This is a genomic window from Aeromonas sp. R2-1, from assembly GCF_040908425.1.
GTDB lineage: Bacteria > Pseudomonadota > Gammaproteobacteria > Enterobacterales > Aeromonadaceae > Aeromonas > Aeromonas caviae.
Map to the genome: position 1 here is coordinate 14,484 of NZ_JBFODR010000053.1, position 25,086 is coordinate 39,569.

A 25,086-nucleotide genomic window follows, 5' to 3' on the forward strand; every position below is an offset into this window, starting at 1 on the left:
GTTTGTTACAAAGGCGGTCATTGACCGCCTTTTCTTTTGCAGGTTTAATCGCGCCCTTTTACGCCAAGGACACTCATCATGAAATCTCCCCTGCTCCTCAGCTCCGCCCTCCTGCTCAGCGCCTGCCAGAGCGCCCCGACCACCGAAACCCTCTATATCCAGGACAAACTGGCAGACTGCGTCGGTGTCGCCCCCATGAAGTGCATGCAGGTGCGCAGTCAGCCGGGCGAGAGCTGGAGTCTCTTCTATCAGCAGATCGAAGGCTTCACCTTCGAGCCGGGCTACCGCTACCAGCTGGAAGTGACCAGGGAGCAACTTGCCGATGTGCCGGCCGATGCCCCTTCCTTGCGCTACCAGCTGATCAAGGTCGTGAGCAAGGAGCCGGTTCGCTGACGAGTCGCTGACAGGTAACCCGGTTTCGTTTGTGTGCTCTCTGAGGTATGCTGTCACCCCTTTTTGCCACGGTTTGAGTACGGACCCGACCCGCATCATGATCACGATCCGCACCATCCGCACGCCAGACTGGCCCGCCATCATGGCCATCCAGCACGAGTGTTATCACCAGTTCGAACCCGAGCCCCTCGAGGTGATGCAGAACAAAACCGAGCTGGCCCCCGCCTCCTGCTGGGTGGCCGAGCGTCAGGGCAAGGTGCTGGGTTACCTGCTCTGCCACCCCTGGCGTGCCCACCAGCCCCCGCCCCTCTCGGTGCCGATGAAGGCGCTGGCCGGCCACGACGAGTTCTATCTGCACGATCTCGCTGTCTCGAGCAAGGCACGCGGCCTGGGTGTCGGACAGCGACTGCTGGCAAGGGCGCTCACTTTCGCGAGCCATGCAGGATATCGCCATGCAGGCCTGGTGGCGGTTCAGGATGCCCCCGCCTTCTGGCGCAAGCAGGGGTTTGTGCCCGCCGACACCGGCAAATCGCTGGTGGAGTATGGTGACGGGGCTGTCTATATGCGGTTGCCCCTGGCAGACAGCGGTCCCGAACCGGGAACCATCAGCAGAGTTCAATAAAAAGAGTTCAATAAAAAAGGCGCCTTTCGGCGCCTTTTTCTATTTCGCGTTGCGCTCCCCACAGGGAGATCAAGCCTTGAACTTGCTGAACACCAGAGAGGCGTTGGTACCGCCAAAGCCGAAGCTGTTGGACATGACGGTATTGAGGTCGGCCGCTTCGTATTCACGCACGATGGGCAGGCCCACGGCTTTCTCGTCTAGGTTCTCGATGTTGATGCTGGGGGCGATGAAGCCGTGTTCCATCATCAGCAGGGAGTAGACGGCCTCGTGCACGCCGGCGGCGCCCAGGGCATGGCCGGTCATCGCCTTGGTGGCGGAGAGCTTGGGTGCATTGCTGCCAAACAGGGTCTGAATGGCTTCCAGCTCCTTGGTGTCACCAACCGGTGTAGAGGTACCGTGGGTGTTGATGTAGTCCACCTTGCCGACACCCTGCATCGCCATCTTCATGCAACGCACGGCGCCTTCACCGCTCGGGGCCACCATGTCGTAGCCGTCGGAGGTCGCACCGTAACCGGTGATTTCGGCGTAGATGTGGGCACCACGGGCCAGGGCGTGTTCCAGCTCCTCGACCACCAGGATGCCGCCGCCACCGGAGATGACGAAGCCGTCGCGGTCCGCATCATAGGTGCGGGACGCTTTTTCCGGGTTGTCGTTGTACTTGGTGGAGAGCGCGCCCATGGCGTCGAACTGGATGGTGGAAGACCAGTCCAGCTCCTCGCCGCCACCGGCAAAGATGATGTCCTGCTTGCCAAGCTGGATCAGTTCCAGGGCGTGACCGATGCAGTGAGCAGAGGTGGCGCAGGCGGAGCTGATGGTGTAGTTGACACCCTTGATCTTGAACGGGGTGGCAAGACAGGCGGAGGTGGTGGAGGACATGGTACGCGGCACCATGTAGGGACCCACCCGCTTGACGCCCTTTTCACGGGCGATATCGGCAGATTCGGAGGTGTTCTTGCCGGAGGCGCCGCCGGAACCGGTCACGATGCCGGTACGCTCGTTGGAGACCATCTCTTCCGGCAGGCCGGCATCTTCGATGGCCTGCTGCATGGAGAGGTAGGCGTAGGCCGCGGCGTCACCCATGAAACGCATGACTTTACGGTCGATCAGTTCAGACGGATCGAGTTTGATGTTACCCCAGACACGGCTGCGCAGGTTGTACTGCTCGAACTGCTCGGAATAGGTGATGCCGGATTTGCCTGCTTTCAGGGAGGCCAGCACCTCTTCCTTGTTGTTGCCGATACTGGAGATGACGCCGATACCGGTGATCACTGCTCTTCTCATTAATTCATCTCGTCTGGAAAAACTGGCACCGAGTCTACCCGCTTTCGGCTGCCAAACTGGTCTGCTTTCACGTAGAATGCCCGCGATTTTGTGACGCGAGCCGAGGAAAACGTGAGTCAAACATCCTTACATCATGCCCGATTGGACTGGAACGAAGCGGGAACTCCAGTCTCCAGTGAGTTCGGGGATGTGTACTTTTCCAATGATAACGGTCTAAGTGAAACCCGCTACGTCTTTTTGCAGCAAAATCGACTGCCAGAGCGATTTTCGCACCACGATAGTGACAGTTTCGTGATTGGTGAAACAGGTTTCGGTACAGGACTTAACTTTCTGGCCACAATGGCCGTCTTTCTGGAACAGGCCCCCCTGTCCGGCAACGGATCCCGGCTGCACTTCATCAGCGTCGAGAAATACCCCCTTACCCAGGCCGATCTGCGCAAGGCCCTGGCCGCCTGGTCCGAGCTCGCCCCCTTGAGCCAGCCTCTCATCGACCAGTGGCCGTTGCCGGTCTCCGGCTGCCATCGCCTGCTCTTTGCCGATGGCCGCATCCGCCTCGATCTCTGGTTTGGCGACATCAAGGAGATGCTGCCTCAGGTGCCCCATCCGGCAACCGGTCTGGTGGACGCCTGGTATCTGGACGGTTTCTCCCCTGCCAAGAACCCAGAGATGTGGACCCAGGATCTCTTCGACGATCTCGCTCGCCTCGCCCGCCCCGATGCCACCCTCTCGACCTTTACCTGCGCCGGTTTCGTGCGACGGGGGCTGATTGCCGCCGGCTTTGCCATGAAGAAGGTGAAGGGCCACGGCAGCAAGCGGGAGATGCTGGCGGGTGTTCGGGAAGGCAAAGTGCCGCAGCAGAGCATCGCCCCCTGGTATGCCCGCCCCGCAGGGCGGGAGGGAGAGGTGCTCATCATCGGTGGCGGCATCGCTTCCGCCATGACGGCGCTCTCTCTGGTGGAGCGGGGTCGGCACGTCACCTTGCTGTGCGAAGATGGTGAACCGGCCAGCGGCGCCTCCGGCAATCGACAAGGAGCCCTCTACCCCCTGCTCAACGGCGAGCACGATGCCCTGTCGCGCTTCTATTCGCTGGCCTTCGGCTTTGCCAGAAACCGGCTGCTGGCCCTGGCAAAGCACCACCCCGTCGCCTTCTCCCTGTGTGGCGTCACCCAACTCGGTTACGACGACAAGTCCACCGCCAAGCTTGCCAAGATGAGCCAGGGCCCCTTCCCCCCCGAGCTGATGCACCCACTCTCGGCAGCGGAGGTTGAGCAGGTGGTCGGCCTGCCCTGCGATGCGGATGGCGTGAGCTATCCCCTAGGGGGCTGGCTCTGTCCGGCGGATCTCACCCGCGCCGCCATCAGGGAGGCGCAGGCCAGCGGGCGGCTGGAAGTGGTGTTCAATGCCGCTGTAACCCGCATTGCCGAAGAGGCCGATGGCTGGCGAGTGGAGAGCCGGGATGGCCGCCAGTGGCACGCCCCCAATCTGGTGGTGGCGGCCGGGCATCAGTTGCCAACCCTTCTCCCCTTTGCCGAGCTTCCTCTCTATCCGGTGCGCGGCCAGGTGAGCCATGTGCCGACCACGGCTGGCTTGAGCCAGCTCAAGAGCGTGCTCTGCTACGATGGCTACCTCACCCCGGCCCACAACGGCGCGCACTGCATCGGGGCCAGCTATGGCCGCAACCAGACCGACCTTGCATACCGCACCGACGAGCAGGAGCAGAACAAGGCGCGGCTGCAAGCCTGTGTGCCCCAGCAGCGCTGGCCTGCCGAGGTGGATGTGAGCGGTGCTCAGGCCCGCATCGGGGTGCGCTGCGCCAGCCGGGATCACCTGCCGGTAGCCGGGCCCGTCGCCCGGTTGGCGGCGCTGGCGGATCATGACGTCAACGCCCCCGCGGATCAGCAGAGCGCACTACCCCTGCACGCCGGCCTCTACGTGCTGGGGGCGCTCGGCTCCCGAGGTCTGTGCTCGGCGCCCCTGTGCGGCGAACTGGTCGCCAGCGAGATCTGCGGCGATCCCCTGCCGCTGGCCGCCGATCTGCTGGAGGCGCTCCATCCCGCCCGCTACTGGGTGCGAAGGCTGCGCAGGGGCAAGCCACTGCGCGACTAACTCCCCAGGAGCCGGGGCTGCCCGCCTCCACACCATTGGGCGCACCAATAAAAAACGGGCTCAATCAGCCCGTTTTTTATGTTTCCCATGAGCGTCCATGGGCCTGTACACGTGTCATCAGCCAGCCCTGGGCCAGACGACCCCCAGCCTGCGCCCCTGATCGGTCTGGCTGGCCAGGGTGTCGAACCGCGCCCGGGTGGCCTCCAGCACCGCCTGCCCTGCCTGCCAGCCCTGATGCTCCAGGGTTGGGCAATCCCGGGTCACCGGCAACTGGGCGAGGCGCGTGCCAAGCTGGCTCACGCTCTCCAGCAGGATGTCCTTGTGACGGCTCTCGTAGTCAAACATGGCGGCCACCAGTTTGTCCCACTTCTGGCGCTCCTTCGCGGGCGCACGGGCCTTGTCCATCCAGTTGGGCACCCTGACCTGGATGCGGGCACGGACGCTGGCCTGCTCCAGCTCGCAGCGCGCCGCCGTCGCCTTCGTCTGCAACTGCCAGGAGAGCTGATAACTGGCCTTGCCAATGTGCCCGTCCGCCTGGGTGGGCGACAAGGCGGTGATCTGGCGCATCACGGCCCCCACATCGGCCCCGGAGACCCGATAGAACTGGAAGTCGACCTTGATATCGGGGGCGACCTTCACACCGGCATAGTGGGAAGGTACAGCACCAATTGAGGCGGCATAAATGAGGGCCACCGTCACCCCTGTCTTGCTGAAGAGTCCCATCTGTCCGCGGCTTTGCTCCTTGTGAGTCCCGGCTTAATTTCAATTAATAATCAATGAATTAATAACCCAATTGGGAGATTACCCCTGATCCAGCCCCCTGTCATCCGCTCTTGGCACCCGGTTGCTGCAAACGTGCGAGTCATCACCCCGGCTCAGGCGGGGATTTGCAGTCGAGATCACAAGCTGCCATCGAACGGATGGTGAAATACTCCTTAGTGGGTAATATCCGCAGTGTTTTTGTTGGCCGATGCCGGATAGTCCAGCGCAACCCTCTGGTGAGCCCTGGCAGGCCACCCCCTCACTTCAACTCTTGGGAAGGTTTTATGATAGAACTCCTGATCGGCACCCTGGTCACCCTGGCCGTGGGTCGCTACATCTTCAAGGGCTACTCCGCCACCGGGGTACTGCTCAGCGGCGGCCTGCTGCTGCTGGCGATCACCGCCCTGATGGGCAAGGCGGTGCTGCCAGCGAGCGTCCCCTCCACCGGCCACATGGCCACCGACATCTTCGAATACGTGCGCTTCCTGCTGGTCGACAGGGGGGGTGGCCTCGGCATGCTCATCATGGTGCTGTGCGGCTTTGCCGGCTACATGAGCCACATCGGCGCCAACACAATACTGGTGAAGCTCGCGAGCAAGCCCCTCGGTGTCATCAAGTCCCCCTACATCCTGCTGGTGGCCGCCTATCTGGTCGCTTGCGCCATGTCGCTGGCGGTGAGCTCCGCAACCGGCCTCGGGGTTCTGCTGATGGCCACCCTCTTCCCGCTGATGGTCAACATGGGGATCTCCCGTGGCGCGGCGGCGGCGGTGTGCGCCTCACCGGCCGCCATCATCCTCTCCCCCACCTCGGGGGACGTGGTGATGGCCGCCCAGGCTGCGAACATGGAGCTCATCGAGTTTGCCTTCAAGCTGACCCTACCCATTTCCCTGGTGGCCATCGCCGCCATGGCGGTGACCCACTTCTTCTGGCAACGTTATCTGGATCAGAAGGCAGGGGAGCACAACGCCGCGGTCGCCCCGAGCGATCTTGTCACCGACGCCCCCGGTTTCTACGCCATCCTGCCCTTCACCCCCATCATCGGTGTGCTGCTGTTTGACGGCAAACTGGGGCCCAAGCTCGACATCGTCACCATCATCGTCATCTGCCTGGTGCTGGCCGCCCTGCTGGAGCTGGTGCGCAAGCGCAACGGCCGCGAGCTGCTGGACGGGCTGCAGGTGTGCTGGCGCAACATGGCCGACGCCTTCGCCGGCGTGGTGATGCTGCTGGTGGGTGCCGGGGTCTTTGCCCAGGGTCTGATGGGGCTCGGTTTCATCGCCAACCTCCTGGATCTGGCCCAGAGCTTCGGTACCGGCGGCATCGTCATCATGCTGGTGCTGGTGGTCATCACCACCCTGGCGGCCTTCACCACGGGTTCCGGCAACGCCCCCTTCTACGCCTTCGTGGAGCTCATCCCCCATTTGGCCACCAGCCTCGGCGTCAACCCGGCCTATCTGGTGATCCCCATGCTGCAGGCATCCAACCTCGGCCGCACCATCTCGCCGGTCTCCGGGGTGGTGGTCGCCTGTGCGGGGATGGGGAATCTCTCTCCGTTCGAGGTGGTCAAACGTACCTCGCTGCCGGTGGCCGTCGGCCTGCTGGTGGTGATCCTCGCCACCCAGATCATGGTTCCCGCCTGACTCTTTACCGGCCCGGCTGCCGCCGGGCTGGTATCCCCCCACCCCATGCAGTAGACTCGGTGCTCTTTTTTTCTAAGGAGGACCGAGCCTTGAGTATGACGGTTCAACTTGCCCACTTCAGCGACTGCCACTCCCATTTCGATGGTGCCCCCATGCGCTTCTCCCCCGATGGCGAGTCCGAATGGCGCACCCAGTGCGGCGGCTATGGCCGCATCCTGACCCGGCTCACCGCCCTGCGCCAACAGGCCGAGGCAGCCGGCCAGACCTGCCTGCTGCTGCATGGCGGCGATACCTTCCAGGGGTCACTTTACTTCAACCGCTTCAAAGGGCGGGCCAATGCGGACCTGCTGGCCCTCTTGCGACCGGATGCCATGGTGATCGGCAACCACGAATTCGATCTGGGCAACGGGCCGCTGGTGGAGTTTTTGCGCCAGCTCGATTTCCCGGTGCTCGCCGCCAACATCGACAACCGTCAGGAGCCCGCCGATGCCCCGCTGCGGCTACAGGGACTGCCGCGGCTGTTTGACGCGAGCCGCCCCTGGCACAAGCGCGTCATCGACGACGTGCCCTTCGCCCTGCTCGGCATCACGCTGCCGCAGATGGCCGCCATCGCGAGCCCCGATCCCCACACCCGTTTCCACGGTATCGAAGAGACCTTGAGCCGTGCCCTCTGCGAGATCAAGGCCGAGGGGATCAACCACATCATATTGCTGAGCCACCTGGGTCTGGCGCAGGACAAGCGACTGGCGACCCGCTTCCCCGAGCTCAGCCTCATCGTCGGCGGGCACACCCACAGCCTGCTGGGGGATCTGGCGCCGCTCGGGCTCGACAGAGAAGGCAGCTATCCCCTCATGGTGAACGGGGTGGCCATCCTGCACGCCGCCCACAGCGCCCTCTGTCTCGGGGTGTGCGAACTCACCTTCGACGAGCAGGGACGCGTGTGCCAAAGCCGCGGCCAGCTGGAGTGGTTACCCTGGGATCCCTGGCCCTTTGCTTCCCCGCCTCCTGCGGGGCTGCACTTCTGCGAACCGGCCCCCGAGCTCGAGCAGCATCTGGCCAGACGCTATCGCCCCGAGCTCGAAACCATGGCCCGGCGCGTGGTGACCCGGCTCGCCGATTCGCTCCATCACCAGCGCCTGCCCGATGCCAGCCTGCCCGCCGGCAGCCAGGTCGCCCCCCTGGTAGCGAGTGCCATGCTGGCCAGTGCCCGCGAACAGGTGGGTCAGGTAGACTTTGCCCTGCACAATGCCGGGGGCGTGCGCTGCTCCCTCGAGCCCGGCCCCCTGACCGAAGCAGATGTTGCCGGGCGTCTGCTGCCCTTTGCCATTCCCCTTACTCTCTACCGGGTGCACGGCCATGAACTGGCCGAGGCGCTGGAGGGGGCCATCGACAACGCCACCAACAACGGGGTGACGGGCAATGGCAGCGGCAGCTTCCCCTATACCGCCGGGGTGCGCTTCTGCTATCAGGCCGACAGACCCAAAGGGGAGAGGATCACTCGCCTGGAATGGGAAGTCAGCCCGGGTCAGTGGCAGCACGTCGAGCCGGATGCCATCTATCGCGGGGTCTCCAGTGCCTATACCGCCTCCGGCAAGGAGGGCTACACGGCCCTTGCCCGCACCCTGACCCAGCACAATCAGGAGCTCGGCATCACCCTGGCGGATGCCTTCCTGCGCTGGGCACGCCACCTGCCGGAACTCAGCCCTCTGCCGGCCCTGGTGGAGTATCACGGCCAGTGAATCTGACACCGGACCATCCCGGGTCGGTGCCGCCTTTCCACTGCATAGGGGAATCCTGATCCGCTCCCAGGCGCAGGCCCCCTACCATGCAACCTCAGGCTGTGACGCCCGACTGCGCCAGCCCTGTCTTGTGATGTGGCCTGCCAGTGCAGACAGAGGCGTGAAAACGATACTTTTACGAATTATTTCAGGTGCCTACACTTCTTCCATTGCATCGTGCAGCCCGGCTCGGCAAGATAAGCCCGCTTTTTCAGTCTTTCCCGCAGGAACAGGTCACCCATGAATCACGCCATCCGCTTTACCCCGCACCGCCACAATCCCGGGATCAGGCCGTCGGTCATCTTGCTCACCGCCCTGATGGCTCTGCTGTTCTGTCTGCGCAATCCGTTGTTCCACGGCATGGCCCCGGGATTTGATGCCTCCCTGTTTGCGGTGATGGGCAAGATGTGGAGCGAGGGGGGCGTACTCTATCGGGACATGATCGACATCAAGGGTCCCATGATCTTCGCCCTCGATGCACTGGGCTATGGCCTTGGTGGCTTCTTCGGGATCTGGCTGCTGGAGTGGGTGCTCTGCTGGCTGGGCCTCATGGCGAGCTGGCAGGCTTTTTCGCAGCTCGGGCTCTCGGTGCGGGCGCGACTTGGCAGCATGCTGGCCCTGCTGGCGCTCTACAGCACTCGCTACTACTACGGCAACATGACAGAGGACTGGACATTCCATCTGGCCCTCATCGCCCAGTGGGCTTTCATCACCATGCTGCTGGACAAGCGATTCAGCTGGGGACCGGCCCTGGTCGCCGCACTCACCTTCGCCATCGTGGCCTGGATGCGCACCAACAACGGCGCCTTCTGGGGGGCCTGGTATCTGGTGCTCTTCTGTCACTGGTGCCTGCGTGAGCAGTGGCGCTGCGCCTTTGCCCTGCTCTTTTCCAGCCTGCTTGGACTGGCCCTCGTCGGCGGCCCGCTCTATGCCTACTTCCAGCACCACGACGTGCTGACCGAGTTCAAATACTACGCCTTCGGCATCTTCTTTGAAGGGAGCTACGGCAACGGCTTCTCTCCTGAGGTGGGCGCCGTCGGTCTGCTGCGCACCGGCCTCATCATGCTGCTGCCCGCCTTCCTCGTGCTGATGCTCGGGCGCCGCCAGGAGTGGTATCTCCCCGCGCTGTGCGCCACCCTCCTGGGTGTGCTGTTCACCCTGATCGCCAACTCGGTCTCCGGCCATGTGTTCGATCACTATGACGTGCTCTATCTGCAACTTGGCCTGCTGCCGCTCGCCTGCCTGCTGGACAGAAGCGAGCAGCGATCCGATGCCCTGGGGCTGCTCTGCATCTCTCTGGTGGTACTGACCGCCAGCTGGTTGCTGGCCCAGCAGCTCGGCTATGGCTGGAGCACCAAGGAGTGGTCTCTGGAGCGGGTGCGCGAGGTGCTCGGCAACAGCCTGCTGTGGGCCTTGCCCGTGCTCATTCTGGTCCCGCTCTGGCGCGCCTGGGACGTGCGTAGCGCCACCCCCTGGCTCGCCTCGCTGGCTATGCTGGCGCTGCTGGTCAACAACGCCTGGGAAGGCAATCTCAAGGGCAGGCCGTTCAATCCTCCCGCTCAGGTCAGGGTCGACCGTATCCTCGCCGAGACGGCGCCTACCGACAAGATCTGGGTCGATGGCATCCAGCCGCAATACTACCTCTGGACCGATCGCCAGCCGGCCTCCGCCTATCTGTTCTTTGCCAACGTCAACCCGCCCTACGATGTGCGCGAGCGGGTGCTGGCTGACATCCAGCGCCAACAACCCAAATTCATCATCGCCAAACCGGAGCGGGTGGCACAGGAGCTCAAGACTCCGACCTCCCCCTCCCACCTTGCCTTCTACCAGTATCTGGCAGCCCAGTATGAAGAGGTGGACCCGGGCCTGTACCGGCGCCGCTAATCAGGCACACAGAAGGGGCCATCCTGGTGATAGCCCCTTTTCGTTGTCGTCATAAAGAGGGGGGCCGACCATGTTCAAGGCGCTCCATCCTGACTACAATGGCGCTCTTTTTTGCGGCAGAGGGAAGAATCATGGCGGAGCTGACTTATCTGGGGGGCTATCCGGAGCCACTCAAGGCTCAGGTACAGCAGTTGATTGCGGCGGGCAAACTCGGCGAGATGCTGGCCAAACGCTACCCGCAAACCCACCTCGTCCAGAGCGACAAGGCGCTGCTCGCCTATACCATGGAGCTGAAGAACCGCTACCTGAAAAGCTCGGCGCCGCTTTCCAAGGTGATCTTCGACGGCAAGATCAACGTGATCAAGGATGCCCTGGGACTGCACACCTATGTCAGCCGGGTGCAAGGCAGCAAGCTCAAGGCCAAGAACGAGATCCGCATCGCCGCCCTGTTCAAGGAGGCCCATCCCGCCTTTCTCAAGATGATAGTGGTGCATGAGCTGGCCCACCTGAAGGAGAAGGATCACAACAAGGCTTTCTACCAACTCTGCCAGCACATGGAACCGGACTATCATCAACTGGAGTTCGATCTCAGGCTCTGGCTCACCTGGCGTGATATCGAGCGTACCGCCCGCTGATCCCCTTGCAAGGAGGCAAGATGCGCCCATGGCACACACCTCTCCAGCCCGTTCGCCATGGGCACTGGTTGCTCCCGGGGCTGATGCTCTGGCTCTTCTCCCTGCCGCTGTCGGCCACCGAACGCTGGCAGCGTGATGACTACCTTGTCCAGAGCTTCATGGAAATCGCCATGAAACGGGAGTATGACCATGAACAACAGGAGCACTTCTCCCGCTGGCCGGGCCCCGTGCGTCTCAAGCTCGTCAACGAATTCGGCGACAAGCCGCTGCAGGCCGAGGTCGTCAAGGTACAGACCCGTCACCTGAGCAGGATCACCGGTCACCCCATCGAGATTGTCAACGACAACCCCAATCTCACCCTCATCATGACCCGGCACAAACAGATGGCGAGCTGGGCTGCGCGCACCATGCGCCAGGACGAGTCGGTGCGCATCGCCCTCAAGGAGGGGATCTGCCTGGCCAATTTCGCCACCAACGCTCGCTACGAGATCACCCGTGCCACCATCATCATTCCGGTGGATTACAGCCGGGCAAAAGGTCGTTTTCTGGATTGCGTAGTGGAAGAGTTGAGCCAGGTGATGGGGCTGCCCAACGACTCGGACAAGGTGTTCCCCTCCATCTTCAATGACAGCAGCATCGACAGCTTTCTGACCGGGCTCGATTACGTGTTACTCAAGCTTGCCTACCACCCGGCATTGCAACCGGGGATGACGGCGGACGAGGTACGCGCGGCGCTCCCCGCGGCCCTCAAGGCACTGCGTGCCAATGGCGACATCGCACAGGCCACCCAACGGGTGCAGGTCGACAGCCTCAAGCGTTGGGCGGGACTCTGAACGCAGCCAGAGACATTACTCTTTCGCCTTTCGCCTTTCGCCTTTCGCCTTTCGCCTTCATGGTCATGCGCTTACCCCATCAACGCAACACGCAGCCCATGGCTGCGTGTTTTGAAGAGCGGTTCGGCAAAGCCGGTACAGGGATCATCACCCGACTGGAGGTTCCTCCTCGCGCCCTGGTGGATCACGACGATGTTTGCCGCTGAGAGCTTATCTTCAGGCCTCCAGAGCCTCTTCTTCCGGCATCCAGCTATCAGCGTTTTCCCACACCTCCTGCACCATGGCTTCGGCCAGCTCCTTGTCTTCCTTGCTGGCGCGACTGACCGTCAGAGCCATGGCACTACCCGGTGCCACCCGCACATGCAGATCGGGAAAACGCTCACCCAGTTGCTTGAGCAGCTCCTGGCGCAAGGCCTCCATGGTCGAGGTGGGGATCTGGTGTTTTCTGTCGATGATGATTTCCAGGCGCATAGGGTACGTCTCCATGATAATTTACTGTATTTTTATACAGTAAATTTGAAAAGTAAAGATGGTGGCTGCACATAGGCCCTCACCGCCCATGCCTTCTTGCTGACGATGTGCAGCCGAACGGCCCCGATTTTCCCCCATCGCTGTCATCATGGAAAAAACAGTTGATATTGATTCTCATCCATCGCATTATCATGCCTTGTTATAACATAACAAAAGAGGCAATCATGCGCCCCCATATTCACCCTGAATACCGCAAGGTTCTGTTCCACGATCTCGCCAGCAATACCTACTTTCTGATCGGCTCCACGCTGGCCACCGATCGCACCAGAGAGTGGGAAGATGGCAACACCTACCCCTATGTGACGCTGGATGTCTCCAGCGCGTCCCACCCCTTCTATACCGGCAAACAGAAGCAGGTCGGCAAGGAAGGTCAGGTCGCTCGCTTCGGCCAGCGATTCGGTCAGTTCTTCAGCAAAGGAAAAGAGAAACAATGAAAGTCCTCGCCTCCCTGAAATCCGCCAAGTCGCGTCACCCGGACTGCCAGATCGTGCGTCGACGCGGCAAGTTGTTCGTCATCTGCAAGAGCAATCCCAGGTTCAAGGCTCGTCAGGGCTGATTGCGCATCCGCCCCTCATGGATAACAAAAGCCCTCGTCATGAGGGCTTTGTCATCTCTGGGCTCTGCTCACAGCGGGGTGGCGCACTTGCGGTATTCGGTGGGGCTGACTCCTACCCGCTTTCGGAATACCCGCGAGAAGTAGAGCTGATCGTCATAGCCCACCTGCTGGCCTATGGTGGCGACCGACAGCGGCGTGGTCTGCAGCAACAGCTTGGCCCGCATGATGCGCTGATCCTCACGCCAGCGCACTATGCTCACCCCCACCTGCTCGCGAAACAGGTGCGCGAGGCGCGAGGGGGACAAGAACACCTGCTCCGCCAGCGCTTCCACCGAGATCTCGGCCGAGAGGGACTCGCTCAGGATCTGGCACGCCTCGTGGACCCGGTGATCGATGGCGGGATAGGCATTCTGGGACGATGCCTCGTAGCAGCGGATGAGCAACCGCTCCAAGAGGTTCATGGCGAGCTGCTCCGACATGGGCCGCAGCTGCTTGTGGGTCTCCTCGATGTCGAGGAAGAGGGCGTCGAATTCGGTGAGCAGCTGGTTGTCCGCCAGTTGCAGTCGCCCCACCTGCTCCGTCACCTGGGGCCACTTGAGCCAGTCAGCCCAATAGGCCCGCGGCCGGAAATAGACCCAGCGGTGATACCACTCTCTGGCATCCGGCGCCCGGCCGTAATGGTGCACCGCCGCGGGTGGAAAGAGCAGCAGGTCACCGGGCTCCACGGTGAAGGCCTTGTCCCCCTGAAAGATCTGCCCCTTGCCCTTGATGGTCAGATTGACGATGAACCCCTTCATGCCGTGGGGCCTGTCGATGGTGAAATCCAGCGCGCTCCCCTGCTCGATGGGAGTCATCCCCGAGACCAGGAAGACGTCGAAGGCGTAGCCGGGCAGCAGGGGATTGAGTTGTTTCGGCTTCTCTTTTTGCATCGAGGACATGGCGGAAAACAGGGTTTCAGTAAAAAAGTCGACATGGGCCATTGTAGAGATCCGGCGTAGGAACCCCCTAAGTTCGCAAGCTGTTCGTTGTGAAATTGTTGAACTGGCTCACAGCTTGCCGGGGAAAACACCGGGCCGGCGCGAGGCCGGCCCGGTGACGAGGAAAGACATCGCTCAGATACGGGCTTTGCGCACCTGCTTGTAGCGGTCGAACAGCACGGCGGCGAGCAGGATGAGGCCACGCACCACGTACTGGGCAAACGGGGAGATGTTGAGCAGGTTCATGGCGTTCTCCATCAGCCCCAGGATCAGCACCCCGGCGATGATGTAGGAGATCTTGCCGATCCCCCCCTTCATGGAGACCCCACCCAGCACGCAGGCGGAGATCACCACCAGCTCGAAGCCGATGGAGGTCATGGGCTGACCCGAGGTCATGCGGGATGCGAGGATGATGCCGGCGAGCGAGGCGATGAGCCCGGTCATGGTGAAGATGATGATCTTGGTGCGCACCACGTTGACCCCGGCCAGACGTGCGGCCTCCTCGTTACCCCCCATGGCCAGGGTATTGCGCCCGAAGGTGGTCTTGTTGAGCAGCAGCCCGAACAGCACGAAGCAGACAGCCGTCAGCCAGATGGGCGTCGGGATGCCGAGCAGGGCGGAGTTGCCAAGCTCGAAGAAGCCCTCCTCCACGATGCCCACCGCCTTGCCGTCGGAGATGATGTAGCCCACCCCGCGCGCCATCTGCATGGTGGCAAGGGTGGTGATGAGGGCGTTGATCTTGAATTTGGCCACGACGATGCCGTTGATGAGGCCAAAGACAAGGCCCACCGAGAGACCGGCCAGAATGCCGAGGGGGATGCTCTCGGTGGCGTTGATACCCACCGCGCAGGCAACCCCGGAGCAGGCCACCACTGAGCCCACCGACATGTCGAACTCGCCGGAGGCGAGGCAGAACAGCATGCCGCAGGCCACCATGCCCGACATGGAGACGGCAAGCCCGAGCCCCCGCATGTTGATAAGGCTGGCGAAGTTGGGGACCAGCACGCAGGCGAGCAGGAACAGGATGGCGAAGATCACCAGCATGCCGTACTGATCCCAGATGCGGGTCAGTTGCAGGCGGGTACCGCTCACCGCGGTGTCGTTGGCGGCTTGGCCGACCGAGGTCGTTGTTGTCATGGTATTTCTCCTGAAAATTCCGGGTGCTATCTCGTTGCGGTCAGCAGATCAACGGGCCGGCATGGCCAGATTGAGCGCCTTGACCTCGTTGGCCTCGTCGTGGGAAAGCTCGCCGGCGATCTCCCCCTCCCGCATGACCAGGATCCGATCCGCGATGCCCAGCACCTCCGGCAGCTCGCTCGAGACCACCACCACGGCGATGCCCACCTTGGCCAGATCGTAAATCACGTTGTAAATCTCGTTCTTCGCCCCGACGTCGATGCCCCGGGTCGGTTCATCGAGCAGGATCACTTTCATGTCTTCCGACAGCCAGCGCCCCAGAATGGCCTTCTGCTGGTTACCGCCGGAGAGGTTCATGATGGCCTGCTGGGGAGACGGGGTCTTGACCCGCATGTCGCGGATCCGCAGCCTCGCGTTCTCGTCCTCCCACTTCTGGTTGATCCAGAAGCCTCCCCACGCGTGGTGGTGGCGGGCGCTGATGTTGATGTTCTCCTGCACCGAATGGATGGGGATGATGCCGAGCGCCTTCCTGTCTTCGGTGCAGAGCATGATGCCGCTGCGAATGGCGTCGATGGGGCTCTGAATGACCACCTGTTTGCCAAACACCGCTATCTCGCCCCCTCGAGGTGTCTCGGCGCCGAAGATAAGCTTCATCAGCTCGCTGCGCCCGGCCCCCACCAGCCCGAAGATGCCAAGGATCTCCCCGCGTTTCACCTCGAGCGACACCGGCGCCTTGAGGCCGGGTCCCATCAGGTGCTCCACCTTGAGGCCCGCCTCGCCAAGCGGCCTTGGGCTGTAACCATAGATGTCGGTCAGTTCGCGCCCCACCATGGTCTTGACCAGCAGATCCCGGTCCACCTCGGCCATGGAAGCGAAGGTGCGCACGAACTGGCCATCCTTGAACACCGTGATGGCATCGCACAGGGCGAAGATCTCGTCCATGCGGTGGGAGACGTAGAGAATGACCTTGCCCTCATCCCGCAACTGGCGGATGACCCGAAACAGCTGCTCAATCTCGCGGGACGACAGGCTGCTGGTCGGCTCGTCGAAGGCGATGACGCTGGCGTCCCGGGTCAGGGCCTTGGCGATCTCCACCATCTGCCACTGACCCAGGGACAGGTACTTGAGCGGCGTCTCGGGGGAGACGTCCATCCCGAGGCGTGCCAGCTGCCTGGCCGCATCCTGATAGAGCTTCTCCCGATCGATGACGCCGCGCCGGGTCGGCAACTGCCCCAGGTAGATGTTCTCCGCCACGCTCATTTCAGGGACCAGGTGCAGCTCCTGATAGATGATGGCGATCCCGCTCTCAAGGGCATCGACCGTGTTTTGGAACACTTTCTCCTGACCCGCCAGCTTCACCACCCCGCGGGTGGGCGCCTGAAAACCGCTCAGGATCTTGAGCAGGGTGGACTTGCCGGCCCCGTTCTCTCCCATCAGCGCGTGTACCGTGCCCTGCTGGCAGGCGAAGGAGACGTTCTGCAGCGCCTTGACGCCGGGAAACTCCTTGCTGATGCCGCAAAACTCCAGATATGGAACTTGATTCATGAGATGACTCCAGCCAGCCGGCACGGCGCACTCCGCCATGCCGGCATGGGTATCAAGGGATGGGGATCACAGCCCTTTCTTTTGCAGTTCGGCCTTGAAGTTGTCGCGGGTGATGAGCACCACGTCGGTCACCTCGGTGAACTTGGCAGGCTCGGCGCCGTTGACGACCCAGTCATGGAGCATCTGGATGCTCTTGTAGCCGTGTACGTCCGGGCTTGGCAGCAGGGAGCCGAGGAAGCCGGTGGCGCTGGACTTGGAGAGCTCGTTCACTGCATCCACCCCGTTGATACCGATGCCGATGACGTTCTCCGCCTTGAAGCCCTGCCCTTCGGTAGCGCGCACGCCGCCGAGCACGGTGTTGTCATTCATGCCGACGATGAGCCAGTTCTTGACCTCGGGGTGTTGCACCAGCATGGAGTTGGCGGCATCCAGCGCCCCCGGAATGTCGTTGCTCTTGGTGGGCGCGCGGAAGATCTGGCCCTCGGGGAAACCGGCGGCCTTGAGCGCGCCCAGGGAGCCCTCGACCCGGCGACGGGCGGTGTCGAGCTCGTCGGCGGTGATGGCGAGCACCCCGGTCGCCTTTACGTCCCACTGGCGCTTTTGCATCTCCTTGTAGAGCTCCTGACCCTGACGCTCGCCAATCTTGGTGGCGGCCATCATCACCAGGGGCACTTGCTCCATGGGCTGGCCCTTGGCGTTGACGAACTGGTCATCCACCGTGATGACCTTCAGATCCATGCTGTTGGCCTTGGCCATGATGGCGGCACCGAGTTTGGGATCCGGGGTACAGATGACGAAGCCCTTGGCGCCATTCGCCGCCAGACTGTCGATGGCATTGAGGGTCTTCTCCCCGTCGGGGACGGCTATCTTGATCACCTCGAAGCCCAGATCCTTGCCCGCCTTGTCGGCGAAGTTCCACTCGGTCTGGAACCAGGGCTCCTCGGGCTGCTTGACCAGGTAGCCCAGCTTCAGCGCTTCGGCCGAGAAAGCAGAATTTGCCATACCAAGGGCGAACCCCATCGCGATCATGCCTTTAACGATTTTGTTCATGCGAATGTCTCCAACGGTTCTATCAATCCATGTATCCACGCAGTGCTGCTCGTTGAGCCAATCAAGTCGCAGCCATATAAAAACATGCTTAAACAGGACGTTATTGTTGTTGCTGGTTGAGCGAACCAAGTTGTAATCGTTTTCACAATAAAAAATGGAGAGCAGGATCACGCCATGAGATTGCAGCCATTTCGTCTATATAATTAGCAATTTCGTCACATATTGAATTTTAGAGAGCCGTCACCCTGTCGCACTGACAGCGTTAAAATCCATATTTCCAGCAGCCAATGGCTAACCGCCCCTCCTGCCCATCTCCTATGGTTCCCCCCAGTCACCCCTCATTGATGGTCAGGAGCACTTATGTCTGAGCACATCGTCATCGGACTCGATTTCGGCAGCGACTCGGTCAGGGCACTCGCCGTGCGCTGCCAGGACGGCGCCGAGCTGGCGACCCATGTCGTCTATTACCCGCGCTGGCAGGCAGGCCACTACTGCCAACCGGTCAACAACCAGTTCCGCCACCACCCCCTCGACTATCTGGAGTCCATGGAGCAGGCGGTGGTGGCGGTGGTGAGCCAGCTCACGCCGAGTCAGCGCACCGCCGTGCGCGGCATCGGGGTGGACAGCACCGGCTCCACCCCCGCCCCCATCGACAGAGAGGGGCGCGTGCTGGCCCTGCGTCCGGAGTTTGCCGACAACCCCAACGCCATGTTCGTGCTGTGGAAGGATCACACCGCCATTGAGGAGGCGGAGGCCATCACCGCCCTGTGCCACGGCGGCCAGTTCCCCGACTACAGCCGCTACATCGGCGGCATTTACTCCTCCGAGTGGTTCTGGGCCAAGATCCTGCACGTCTCCCGCGCCGATGCCGCCGTGCGCGCCGCCGCCTGCAACTGGGTCGAGCTGTGTGACTGGGTACCCGCCATCCTGAGCGGCACCCAGGCCCCGGCCACCCTCAAGCGCGGGCGCTGTGCCGCCGGCCACAAGTCCCTCTGGCACCCGAGCTGGGGCGGCCTGCCCCCCGCCGACTTCCTCAATGCCCTGGATCCCCTGCTGACGGAGGATCTCGACTTCCCCCTCTTTACCGACAGCTGGACCGCCGATCTCCCGGTCGGCACCCTGACCCCGGAGTGGGCGGAGCGGCTGCACCTCTCCTGCGAGGTGGTGATCGCTGGCGGCGCCTTTGACTGCCACATGGGGGCGGTGGGAGCCGGGGCCGGCAACAATGCGCTGGTGAAGGTGATCGGCACCTCCACCTGCGACATCCTGATCGCCGACGAGGCCACCATAGGTGATCGGGCCATTGCCGGGATCTGCGGCCAGGTGGACGGCAGCGTGGTGCCGGGCATGGTGGGGCTGGAGGCGGGACAGTCCGCGTTCGGTGACATCTATGCCTGGTATCAGCGCCAGCTCGGCTGGCCCCTTGACAGCCTCGCCGCCCAGTATCCGGAGCTTCGCACCGCCATCGAGCGCCACAAGCAGGCCCTGTTACCCAGCCTCGCCGCCGCCTGGGATCAGCAGCGCGACCTGGCGCACCTGCCGGTGGTGCTCGACTGGTTCAACGGCCGGCGCACCCCCTATGCCAACCAGCGCCTGCAGGGTACCCTCACGGGGATCAACCTCGGCACCGATGCCCCCGATCTCTTCGGCGCCCTGGTGGCCTCCACCGCCTTCGGTGCCCGCAGCATCATGGAGTGCATGACCAGTCAGCAGGTGCCGGTAGAGCAGGTGATCGCCCTTGGCGGCATCGCCCGCAAGTCCACCACCGTGATGCAGACCTGCGCCGACGTGATGAACAGGCCCATCCAGGTGGTGGCCTCGGATCAGTGCTGCGCCCTGGGGGCGGCCATCTTTGCCGCCGTGGCGGCCGGGATCCACGCCGATGTGGCCAAGGCCCAGCACCACATGGCGAGCGCCGTGGAGCGCACCCACCAGCCACACCCCGAGCGGGTCGCCGAGTATGAACGCCTCTACCAGCGCTACCTCGCCTGGGGCGCCGCCGCCGAACCCCTCTACAACCGGGGGGTGCCGGCATGAACCTCAAGATCCTCAAGGAGCAGGTGCTCGCCGCCAATCTGGATCTGCCGCGCCATGGCCTGGTGACCTTCACCTGGGGCAACGTGAGCGGCATCGACCGAGAGCGCAATCTGGTGGTGATAAAGCCAAGCGGCGTCAGCTATGAGCGGATGCGGGTCGAGGACATGGTGGTGCTGGATCTGGCGGGCAAGCAGGTGGAGGGCGCCTTGCGCCCCTCCTCCGACACCGCCACCCACCTGGTGCTCTATCGCGCCTATCCGGAGCTTGGCGGCGTGGTGCACACCCACTCCACCCATGCCACCGCCTGGGCCCAGGCGGGGCGTCCCATCCCCATTTTCGGCACCACCCAGGCCGACTACTTCCACGGCGAGATCCCCTGCTCCCGCCTGCTCACCCCGGGTGAAGTGGAGGAGGATTACGAGGGGCTGACCGGTCATCTCATCGTCGAAACCCTCAAGCAGACCCCCATCCTCACCATGCCGGGGGTGCTGGTGGCCAACCACGGCCCCTTCAGCTGGGGCAAGAGCGCCGAGGACGCAGTACACAACGCCGTGGTGCTGGAAGAGGTGGCCCGCATGGCCTGGCTCACCGGCCAGATCAACCCGGGGGCCCGCCCCCTGCCCGATTACCTGCTGGAGAAGCACTACCAGCGCAAGCATGGCAAACACGCCTATTACGGCCAGACAAAAGCCTAAAAGAGGACAAACTCATGGAATTGATGAAACAGCTGGAAGTGTGGTTCCTGGTCGGCAGCCAGCACCTGTATGGCGCAACCACCCTGAAGCAGGTAGCCGATCACGCCCATACCATCACCAACCAGCTCAACGAGGGGGCGAACCTGCCCCTCAAGATAGTGCTCAAACCCACCGGTACCACCCTGGATGAAATCAGCGCGGTGGCCCGGGATGCCAACCACGACGAGCGCTGCGCCGGGCTCATGGTGTGGATGCACACCTTCTCCCCCGCCAAGATGTGGATCCCGACCCTCAGCCAGTTGCAAAAACCCCTGCTGCAATTTCACACCCAGTTCAACCGGGATCTCCCCTGGAGCGAGATCGACATGGACTTCATGAACCTGAACCAGACCGCCCACGGCGGGCGCGAGTTCGGCTTCATGGGGGCCCGCCTGCGGCTGCCCCGCACCGTAGTGGTGGGTCACTGGCAGGATGAAGAGGCCAGACAGAAGATTGGCAACTGGATGCGCATCGCCGCCGCCATCCACGACAGCCGCCACCTCAAAATCGCCCGTTTTGGCGACAACATGCGCAACGTGGCGGTCACCGAGGGCGACAAGATTGAGGCCCAGATCCAGTTCGGCTATCAGGTGAACTACCACCCGGTCGGCGATCTGGTCAAGGTGATCGATGCCGTGCCCGAGAGCGACATCGAGGCGCTGCTGGCCGAGTATGAGGCGACCTACACCCTGACCGAGGCGGTGCAGGCGGGTGGGGGGCTTCGTGCCTCCCTGTATGAGGCGGCGCGCCAGGAGCTGGGGATGAAGAAGTTCCTCACCGACGGCGGCTTTGGCGCTTTCACCACCACCTTTGAAGATCTCTATGGTCTGCACCAGCTGCCGGGCCTCGCCTGCCAGCGCCTGATGGAGCAAGGCTTCGGTTTTGGGGCAGAAGGGGACTGGAAGACCGCGGCCCTCTTGCGCACCCTGAAAGTGATGGGATATGGCCTTGCGGGGGGCGCCTCCTTCATGGAGGACTACACCTACCATCTGGAAGCGGGCAACAACCTGGTGCTGGGGGCCCACATGCTGGAAGTCTGCCCCTCCATCGCCGCAGGCAAACCCGTGCTGGACGCCCAGCATTTAGGCATAGGCAAGAAGGCCGATCCGGCCCGCCTGCTGTTCGCGGCCCCGGCGGGCAAGGCGGTCAACGCCAGCCTCATCGATCTCGGCAACCGTTTCCGCCTGGTGGTCAACCAGCTGGAAGTGGTGGACCTGCCAGAGGCCATGCCGAAACTCCCGGTGGCCAGCGCCCTGTGGAAACCCCTGCCGGACCTGCAGACCAGTGCCGAGGCCTGGATCCTTGCGGGCGCCGCCCACCACTCGGTGTTCACCCAGGCGGTGGACATCGAGCAGCTGCGCACCTTCGCCGACATCATGGGTATCGAGTTTGTGGTCATCGACGAGCACACCCGCATCCCCGCGCTCAAGGAGCAACTGCGCTGGAACGAGGTCTACTACAAGATCTGCCAATGACCCTTTAATCGGCCAGCGGCCATCACCATGACAACAGCCCCGCCCGCGGGGCTGTTTCATTTCGCGTCCCCTCAGGGATGACCCTCCCCCTCCAGCAGCCAGTGACAGACTCGCTGCACCCCGTGGCGCTGGCTGTCGGGCCGGGCGATCAGGGCGTATTCGTGATCCGTCTCCAGCACGGGGGTGAAGGGAGCGACCAGGGCGCCGCTCTCCAGCTCCTCGGCCACTATGGTGGGATCCCCGAGAGAGAGGCCAAACCCCTGCAAGGCGGCATTCATCGCCAAGTCCAGGGTATCGAACAGCTGCCCCCCCTGGGGCTGCCAGGGGATGTCGAGGAAGGCGGCAAACCAGTTGCGCCAGTCCCGCCTATCGGCGCTGGCATGGATGAGGGGCAGCAGGGGCAGCTCGTTCAGGTCGCGCTCGAACAGACGATGCTTGGCAGCAAACGCCGGGGCGCAGACCGGGGTCAACCGTTCCCGAAACAGGGGCTGGCTGTGGGAATAACGCCCCAGGCAGGGCTGGTAGACGATGGCGAGATCGAAGGGCTCCCGGGAGAAGTCGATGCCATGGCTGTGGCTGCCGCGCACCTCCACCGCCTCCCCCTCGAACGCCTGCAACCGCCGCAGCAGCCAGCGGCTGGCGCAGGAGGGCACCTTGATGCTGATCGCCTGCTCGTGGGGCAGGGCCTGCAAGGCGCTGAGCCCCTCCCCCATGCGGGCCAGCCCTTCACGAACGAAAGGCAGCAGCCGCTCGGCGGCGGGGGTCAAGGTGAGACAACGGGTGCCGCGCACGAACAGCAGGTGGCCCAGGCGCGCCTCCAGCTGGGCGATCTGCTTGCTCACCGCCCCCTGGCTCACGCACAGCTCGTCGGCAGCCAGGGTAAAACTCAGGTGGCGGGCAGAACACTCGAAGACCTGCAGGCCATAGAGAGGCAACTGAGTACGCGGCTGGGTAGACAACATGACAAGCCTCCATGCTTGAGAAAAACTCATGCGTACCATGCCGAATAATCCGTTGTCCGGCAAGCCTTGGGGGGGCTAAAAAGGGACCTCTTTCACACACGCAGGTGACGGCCCCATGTCCATCCCCCAGGTTTCCAGCAAACTGCCCCAGGTGGGCACCACCATCTTCACCGTGATCGGGGATCTGGCCGCCCGCCACCCCAGCATCAACCTCTCCCAGGGGGCGCCGAGCTTCCCCTGCGATCCCGAACTCATCCGGGTGACCCACGAGGCCATGCTGGCCGGTGAAAACCAGTACGCCCCCATGACGGGGCTGCCTGCCCTGCGCGAACAACTGGTAGCCAAGATTGCAGCCAGCTACGGCCATCACTATGACGCGGGCGAGGAGATCACCATCACCGCCAGCGCCAGCGAAGCCCTGTTCTGCGCCATCACCGCTCTGGTTCACCCCGGCGACGAGGTGATCATGTTCGAGCCGGCGTTTGACAGCTACCGCCCCATGATCCAGTTGCAGGGAGCCACCCCTGTGGTGATCGCCCTCAAGGCGCCGGATTTCGCCATTCCCTGGGACGAGGTAGCCGCCCGCATCACCCCCCGCACCCGCATGATAGTGCTCAACACCCCCCACAACCCCACCGGCACCGTCTGGCAGGCAGGGGATCAGGAGCGCCTCGCCCGCCTGGTGCGCGGCACCGACATCCTGATCCTCTCGGACGAGGTGTACGAGCACGTGGTGTTCGACGGCGCCCTGCACCAGAGCGTCATCCGCTATCCGGAGCTGGTGGAGCGCTCCGTCGCCGTCTTCTCCTTCGGCAAGACCTTCCACGTCACCGGCTGGCGGGTGGGCTACTGCGTGGCGCCCCGCCCCCTGATGGAGGAGATCCGTAAGGTGCACCAGTTCGCCATGTTCGCCGCCGACACCCCCATGCAGTACGGCTTCGCCCACCTGTTGCAGCAACCGGCCCACTATCAGGGGCTGGCAGCCTTCTACCAGCGAAAGCGTGACCTGCTCGCCTCGGCCCTGGCCGGTTCGCGCCTGACCCTGCTCCCCTCGGCGGGCAGCTTCTTCATGCTGGCAAGCTACGAGCGGGTAAGCGACGAGCCGGACAGCCTGTTCGTGCAGCGGCTCATCCGCGATCACGGGGTCGCCACCATTCCGGTCTCCGCCTTCTATCACGACGGCACGGATCAGCGGGTCATCCGCCTCTCCTTCTCCAAGGATGACGACACCCTGCTGGCGGGCGCCGAGCGCCTGTGCGCCGTCTAGGGGGCACCATGAATTCACTGCGCGTTGCCGTCCTCCAGATGGTCTCCGGGGATAACCTTGACCACAACCTGGCCCAGGCCGAGGCGTTGCTGCGTCAGGCCGCGGCCGAGGGGGCAGAGCTGGCCCTACTGCCCGAATATTTCTACCTGATGCCGGTCGATGAGCGGGCGCGGGTGGCCCTGGCCGCCCCCGTTGACGATCACCCCCTGCTTGCCTGGGTACAGGGGCTGGCCCGGGAGCTCGGGCTCTGGATCCTGGCCGGCACATTGCCGCTTGCCAGCCACGAGCCCGGCAAGATGCACAACAGCAGCCTGCTCATCGACCCGCAAGGGCAGCTCGCAAGCCGCTACGACAAGCTGCACCTGTTTGGCTTTTGCACCGGGCAGGAGCAGTATGACGAGGCCGCGACCATGACCCCGGGCCGGGAGGTGGTGAGCCATCCCCTGCCCTGGGGCGTGCTGCGCATCGGGATCTGCTACGACCTGCGCTTCCCGGAGCTGTTTCGACTCGATCCTGCCCCCGATTTCATCGCCCTGCCCGCGGCCTTCACCCACACCACAGGGCTCGCGCACTGGGAGCTGCTGCTGCGGGCCCGGGCGGTGGAGAACCTGGCCTTCGTGTTCGCCAGCGCCCAGGGAGGGCACCACCCCGGTGGGCGGCGCACCTTCGGCCACAGCATGATCATCGATCCCTGGGGCCGGGTGCTGGCCCAGGTAGAGGAGGGTCAGGGCCTGGCCATCGCCACCCTGGATCTGGCCGCCCAGCGCAAAGTGCGCAGCCAGTTGCCGGCCCTCACCCATCGCAAGATAGCCGTCGGCCCCGCAAGCCGGCACATTCAAGACCATCGGCATGACGCCACAGACGCCACAACTGCAAGGGAATGA

At 63.2% G+C, this 25,086-nt stretch carries 23 protein-coding genes; 15 read left to right on the forward strand and 8 right to left on the reverse strand.

Annotated elements, in window-relative coordinates:
• The first annotated feature begins 78 nt into the window (after nucleotides 1–78).
• A complete protein-coding gene (locus tag AB5Y80_RS18585) occupies nucleotides 79–393 on the forward strand; it encodes a DUF4377 domain-containing protein (protein WP_319894628.1) in 315 nt (104 codons plus the stop codon).
• A 97-nt stretch (nucleotides 394–490) separates the two neighbouring features.
• On the forward strand, nucleotides 491–1,015 hold the full coding sequence (locus tag AB5Y80_RS18590; RefSeq protein WP_368173338.1) for a GNAT family N-acetyltransferase: 525 nt from the start codon (nucleotides 491–493) through the stop codon (nucleotides 1,013–1,015).
• Nucleotides 1,016–1,084: 69 nt separating this feature from the next.
• Here AB5Y80_RS18590 and fabB read toward each other — a convergent pair whose 3' ends face one another.
• Complete coding sequence (gene fabB, locus AB5Y80_RS18595; RefSeq protein ID WP_029314417.1) at nucleotides 1,085–2,296, reverse strand: beta-ketoacyl-ACP synthase I; 1,212 nt, start codon at nucleotides 2,294–2,296, stop codon at nucleotides 1,085–1,087.
• A gap of 90 nt (nucleotides 2,297–2,386) precedes the next feature.
• Here fabB and mnmC point away from each other — a divergent pair, with 90 nt between their 5' ends.
• Nucleotides 2,387–4,402 carry a bifunctional tRNA (5-methylaminomethyl-2-thiouridine)(34)-methyltransferase MnmD/FAD-dependent 5-carboxymethylaminomethyl-2-thiouridine(34) oxidoreductase MnmC gene (mnmC, locus tag AB5Y80_RS18600; RefSeq protein WP_368173339.1) on the forward strand — a complete coding sequence of 672 codons (2,016 nt, stop codon included), beginning with the start codon at nucleotides 2,387–2,389 and terminating at the stop codon, nucleotides 4,400–4,402.
• 117 nt (nucleotides 4,403–4,519) lie between these two features.
• Here mnmC and AB5Y80_RS18605 read toward each other — a convergent pair whose 3' ends face one another.
• On the reverse strand, nucleotides 4,520–5,125 hold the full coding sequence (locus AB5Y80_RS18605; RefSeq protein ID WP_325770303.1) for a DUF922 domain-containing protein: 606 nt from the start codon (nucleotides 5,123–5,125) through the stop codon (nucleotides 4,520–4,522).
• A gap of 323 nt (nucleotides 5,126–5,448) precedes the next feature.
• Between AB5Y80_RS18605 and dcuC the strand changes: the two genes are divergently transcribed.
• The 5 genes from dcuC (at nucleotide 5,449) to AB5Y80_RS18630 (ending at nucleotide 11,931) form a co-directional block, all read left to right on the forward strand.
• Nucleotides 5,449–6,801 (forward strand): anaerobic C4-dicarboxylate transporter DcuC, encoded by a 1,353-nt coding sequence (gene dcuC, locus AB5Y80_RS18610; RefSeq protein ID WP_010674486.1) that lies wholly within the window; start codon nucleotides 5,449–5,451, stop codon nucleotides 6,799–6,801.
• Between the two features lie 89 nt (nucleotides 6,802–6,890).
• Nucleotides 6,891–8,540, forward strand: coding sequence for a bifunctional UDP-sugar hydrolase/5'-nucleotidase (locus AB5Y80_RS18615; RefSeq protein ID WP_368173340.1), 1,650 nt, complete (start codon nucleotides 6,891–6,893; stop codon nucleotides 8,538–8,540).
• Nucleotides 8,541–8,819: 279 nt separating this feature from the next.
• Entirely contained in the window at nucleotides 8,820–10,463 is a 1,644-nt protein-coding gene (locus tag AB5Y80_RS18620) for a hypothetical protein (RefSeq protein WP_368173341.1), read from the forward strand.
• A gap of 131 nt (nucleotides 10,464–10,594) precedes the next feature.
• The gene (locus AB5Y80_RS18625) at nucleotides 10,595–11,098 is read left to right on the forward strand and encodes a M48 family metallopeptidase (RefSeq protein WP_010674483.1); all 504 of its coding nucleotides are present in this window, start codon (nucleotides 10,595–10,597) and stop codon (nucleotides 11,096–11,098) included.
• Between the two features lie 20 nt (nucleotides 11,099–11,118).
• The gene (locus AB5Y80_RS18630) at nucleotides 11,119–11,931 is read left to right on the forward strand and encodes a DUF2927 domain-containing protein (protein WP_368173342.1); all 813 of its coding nucleotides are present in this window, start codon (nucleotides 11,119–11,121) and stop codon (nucleotides 11,929–11,931) included.
• A gap of 216 nt (nucleotides 11,932–12,147) precedes the next feature.
• Here the strand turns inward: AB5Y80_RS18630 and AB5Y80_RS18635 are convergent, their stop codons facing one another.
• Entirely contained in the window at nucleotides 12,148–12,402 is a 255-nt protein-coding gene (locus tag AB5Y80_RS18635; RefSeq protein ID WP_010674481.1) for a DinI family protein, read from the reverse strand.
• Between the two features lie 224 nt (nucleotides 12,403–12,626).
• Here AB5Y80_RS18635 and AB5Y80_RS18640 point away from each other — a divergent pair, with 224 nt between their 5' ends.
• Together AB5Y80_RS18640 and ykgO are read left to right on the forward strand one after the other, a co-directional pair.
• Complete coding sequence (locus AB5Y80_RS18640; RefSeq protein ID WP_039040091.1) at nucleotides 12,627–12,896, forward strand: type B 50S ribosomal protein L31; 270 nt, start codon at nucleotides 12,627–12,629, stop codon at nucleotides 12,894–12,896.
• The gene (ykgO, locus tag AB5Y80_RS18645; protein WP_010674479.1) at nucleotides 12,893–13,018 is read left to right on the forward strand and encodes a type B 50S ribosomal protein L36; all 126 of its coding nucleotides are present in this window, start codon (nucleotides 12,893–12,895) and stop codon (nucleotides 13,016–13,018) included. The genes AB5Y80_RS18640 and ykgO overlap by 4 nt, the downstream gene beginning before the upstream one ends.
• Nucleotides 13,019–13,086: 68 nt before the next feature.
• Here ykgO and araC read toward each other — a convergent pair whose 3' ends face one another.
• The 4 genes from araC to AB5Y80_RS18665 form a co-directional block, all read right to left on the reverse strand.
• Nucleotides 13,087–13,998, reverse strand: coding sequence for an arabinose operon transcriptional regulator AraC (gene araC, locus AB5Y80_RS18650; RefSeq protein WP_039040092.1), 912 nt, complete (start codon nucleotides 13,996–13,998; stop codon nucleotides 13,087–13,089).
• Between the two features lie 132 nt (nucleotides 13,999–14,130).
• The gene (gene araH / locus AB5Y80_RS18655) at nucleotides 14,131–15,132 is read right to left on the reverse strand and encodes an L-arabinose ABC transporter permease AraH (protein ID WP_048207521.1); all 1,002 of its coding nucleotides are present in this window, start codon (nucleotides 15,130–15,132) and stop codon (nucleotides 14,131–14,133) included.
• A gap of 48 nt (nucleotides 15,133–15,180) precedes the next feature.
• The gene (gene araG, locus AB5Y80_RS18660) at nucleotides 15,181–16,677 is read right to left on the reverse strand and encodes an L-arabinose ABC transporter ATP-binding protein AraG (protein WP_368173343.1); all 1,497 of its coding nucleotides are present in this window, start codon (nucleotides 16,675–16,677) and stop codon (nucleotides 15,181–15,183) included.
• 66 nt (nucleotides 16,678–16,743) lie between these two features.
• Entirely contained in the window at nucleotides 16,744–17,727 is a 984-nt protein-coding gene (locus AB5Y80_RS18665; protein ID WP_039040094.1) for an arabinose ABC transporter substrate-binding protein, read from the reverse strand.
• A 360-nt stretch (nucleotides 17,728–18,087) separates the two neighbouring features.
• On the opposite strand from AB5Y80_RS18665, the gene AB5Y80_RS18670 reads away from it, so the two are divergent.
• From AB5Y80_RS18670 to araA, 3 genes are read left to right on the forward strand one after another with little or no spacing between them, the layout of a single operon-like run.
• Nucleotides 18,088–19,764, forward strand: a complete 1,677-nt coding sequence (locus AB5Y80_RS18670) for a ribulokinase (protein WP_266141355.1) — start codon at nucleotides 18,088–18,090, stop codon at nucleotides 19,762–19,764.
• Nucleotides 19,761–20,459, forward strand: coding sequence for an L-ribulose-5-phosphate 4-epimerase (locus AB5Y80_RS18675; protein WP_049636205.1), 699 nt, complete (start codon nucleotides 19,761–19,763; stop codon nucleotides 20,457–20,459). Before AB5Y80_RS18670 ends, AB5Y80_RS18675 begins: the two co-directional genes overlap by 4 nt.
• Nucleotides 20,460–20,473: 14 nt before the next feature.
• The gene (gene araA / locus AB5Y80_RS18680) at nucleotides 20,474–21,973 is read left to right on the forward strand and encodes an L-arabinose isomerase (protein WP_368173344.1); all 1,500 of its coding nucleotides are present in this window, start codon (nucleotides 20,474–20,476) and stop codon (nucleotides 21,971–21,973) included.
• Between the two features lie 71 nt (nucleotides 21,974–22,044).
• On the opposite strand, the gene AB5Y80_RS18685 is transcribed toward araA, so the two are convergent.
• Nucleotides 22,045–22,935 carry a LysR family transcriptional regulator gene (locus AB5Y80_RS18685; protein ID WP_368173345.1) on the reverse strand — a complete coding sequence of 297 codons (891 nt, stop codon included), beginning with the start codon at nucleotides 22,933–22,935 and terminating at the stop codon, nucleotides 22,045–22,047.
• A 115-nt stretch (nucleotides 22,936–23,050) separates the two neighbouring features.
• Here AB5Y80_RS18685 and AB5Y80_RS18690 point away from each other — a divergent pair, with 115 nt between their 5' ends.
• Together AB5Y80_RS18690 and AB5Y80_RS18695 are read left to right on the forward strand one after the other, a co-directional pair.
• Nucleotides 23,051–24,202, forward strand: a complete 1,152-nt coding sequence (locus AB5Y80_RS18690) for a methionine aminotransferase (protein WP_270821438.1) — start codon at nucleotides 23,051–23,053, stop codon at nucleotides 24,200–24,202.
• Between the two features lie 8 nt (nucleotides 24,203–24,210).
• Nucleotides 24,211–25,086: a carbon-nitrogen hydrolase family protein gene (locus tag AB5Y80_RS18695; RefSeq protein WP_368173346.1), complete on the forward strand. Its 876-nt coding sequence runs from the start codon at nucleotides 24,211–24,213 to the stop codon at nucleotides 25,084–25,086.

What these genes read in the sequence shown, in the direction of transcription:
- AB5Y80_RS18585 (WP_319894628.1), top strand. Translation starts at nt 79, where the DNA reads ATGAAATCTCCCCTGCTCCTCAGCTCCGCCCTCCTGCTCAGCGCCTGC.
- AB5Y80_RS18590 (WP_368173338.1), top strand. Translation starts at nt 491, where the DNA reads ATGATCACGATCCGCACCATCCGCACGCCAGACTGGCCCGCCATCATG.
- fabB (WP_029314417.1), bottom strand. Translation starts at nt 2,296, where the DNA reads ATGAGAAGAGCAGTGATCACCGGTATCGGCGTCATCTCCAGTATCGGC.
- AB5Y80_RS18605 (WP_325770303.1), bottom strand. Translation starts at nt 5,125, where the DNA reads ATGGGACTCTTCAGCAAGACAGGGGTGACGGTGGCCCTCATTTATGCC.
- dcuC (WP_010674486.1), top strand. Translation starts at nt 5,449, where the DNA reads ATGATAGAACTCCTGATCGGCACCCTGGTCACCCTGGCCGTGGGTCGC.
- AB5Y80_RS18620 (WP_368173341.1), top strand. Translation starts at nt 8,820, where the DNA reads ATGAATCACGCCATCCGCTTTACCCCGCACCGCCACAATCCCGGGATC.
- AB5Y80_RS18625 (WP_010674483.1), top strand. Translation starts at nt 10,595, where the DNA reads ATGGCGGAGCTGACTTATCTGGGGGGCTATCCGGAGCCACTCAAGGCT.
- AB5Y80_RS18630 (WP_368173342.1), top strand. Translation starts at nt 11,119, where the DNA reads ATGCGCCCATGGCACACACCTCTCCAGCCCGTTCGCCATGGGCACTGG.
- AB5Y80_RS18635 (WP_010674481.1), bottom strand. Translation starts at nt 12,402, where the DNA reads ATGCGCCTGGAAATCATCATCGACAGAAAACACCAGATCCCCACCTCG.
- AB5Y80_RS18640 (WP_039040091.1), top strand. Translation starts at nt 12,627, where the DNA reads ATGCGCCCCCATATTCACCCTGAATACCGCAAGGTTCTGTTCCACGAT.
- ykgO (WP_010674479.1), top strand. Translation starts at nt 12,893, where the DNA reads ATGAAAGTCCTCGCCTCCCTGAAATCCGCCAAGTCGCGTCACCCGGAC.
- araC (WP_039040092.1), bottom strand. Translation starts at nt 13,998, where the DNA reads ATGGCCCATGTCGACTTTTTTACTGAAACCCTGTTTTCCGCCATGTCC.
- araH (WP_048207521.1), bottom strand. Translation starts at nt 15,132, where the DNA reads ATGACAACAACGACCTCGGTCGGCCAAGCCGCCAACGACACCGCGGTG.
- araG (WP_368173343.1), bottom strand. Translation starts at nt 16,677, where the DNA reads ATGAATCAAGTTCCATATCTGGAGTTTTGCGGCATCAGCAAGGAGTTT.
- AB5Y80_RS18665 (WP_039040094.1), bottom strand. Translation starts at nt 17,727, where the DNA reads ATGAACAAAATCGTTAAAGGCATGATCGCGATGGGGTTCGCCCTTGGT.
- AB5Y80_RS18670 (WP_266141355.1), top strand. Translation starts at nt 18,088, where the DNA reads ATGTCTGAGCACATCGTCATCGGACTCGATTTCGGCAGCGACTCGGTC.
- AB5Y80_RS18675 (WP_049636205.1), top strand. Translation starts at nt 19,761, where the DNA reads ATGAACCTCAAGATCCTCAAGGAGCAGGTGCTCGCCGCCAATCTGGAT.
- araA (WP_368173344.1), top strand. Translation starts at nt 20,474, where the DNA reads ATGGAATTGATGAAACAGCTGGAAGTGTGGTTCCTGGTCGGCAGCCAG.
- AB5Y80_RS18685 (WP_368173345.1), bottom strand. Translation starts at nt 22,935, where the DNA reads ATGTTGTCTACCCAGCCGCGTACTCAGTTGCCTCTCTATGGCCTGCAG.
- AB5Y80_RS18690 (WP_270821438.1), top strand. Translation starts at nt 23,051, where the DNA reads ATGTCCATCCCCCAGGTTTCCAGCAAACTGCCCCAGGTGGGCACCACC.
- AB5Y80_RS18695 (WP_368173346.1), top strand. Translation starts at nt 24,211, where the DNA reads ATGAATTCACTGCGCGTTGCCGTCCTCCAGATGGTCTCCGGGGATAAC.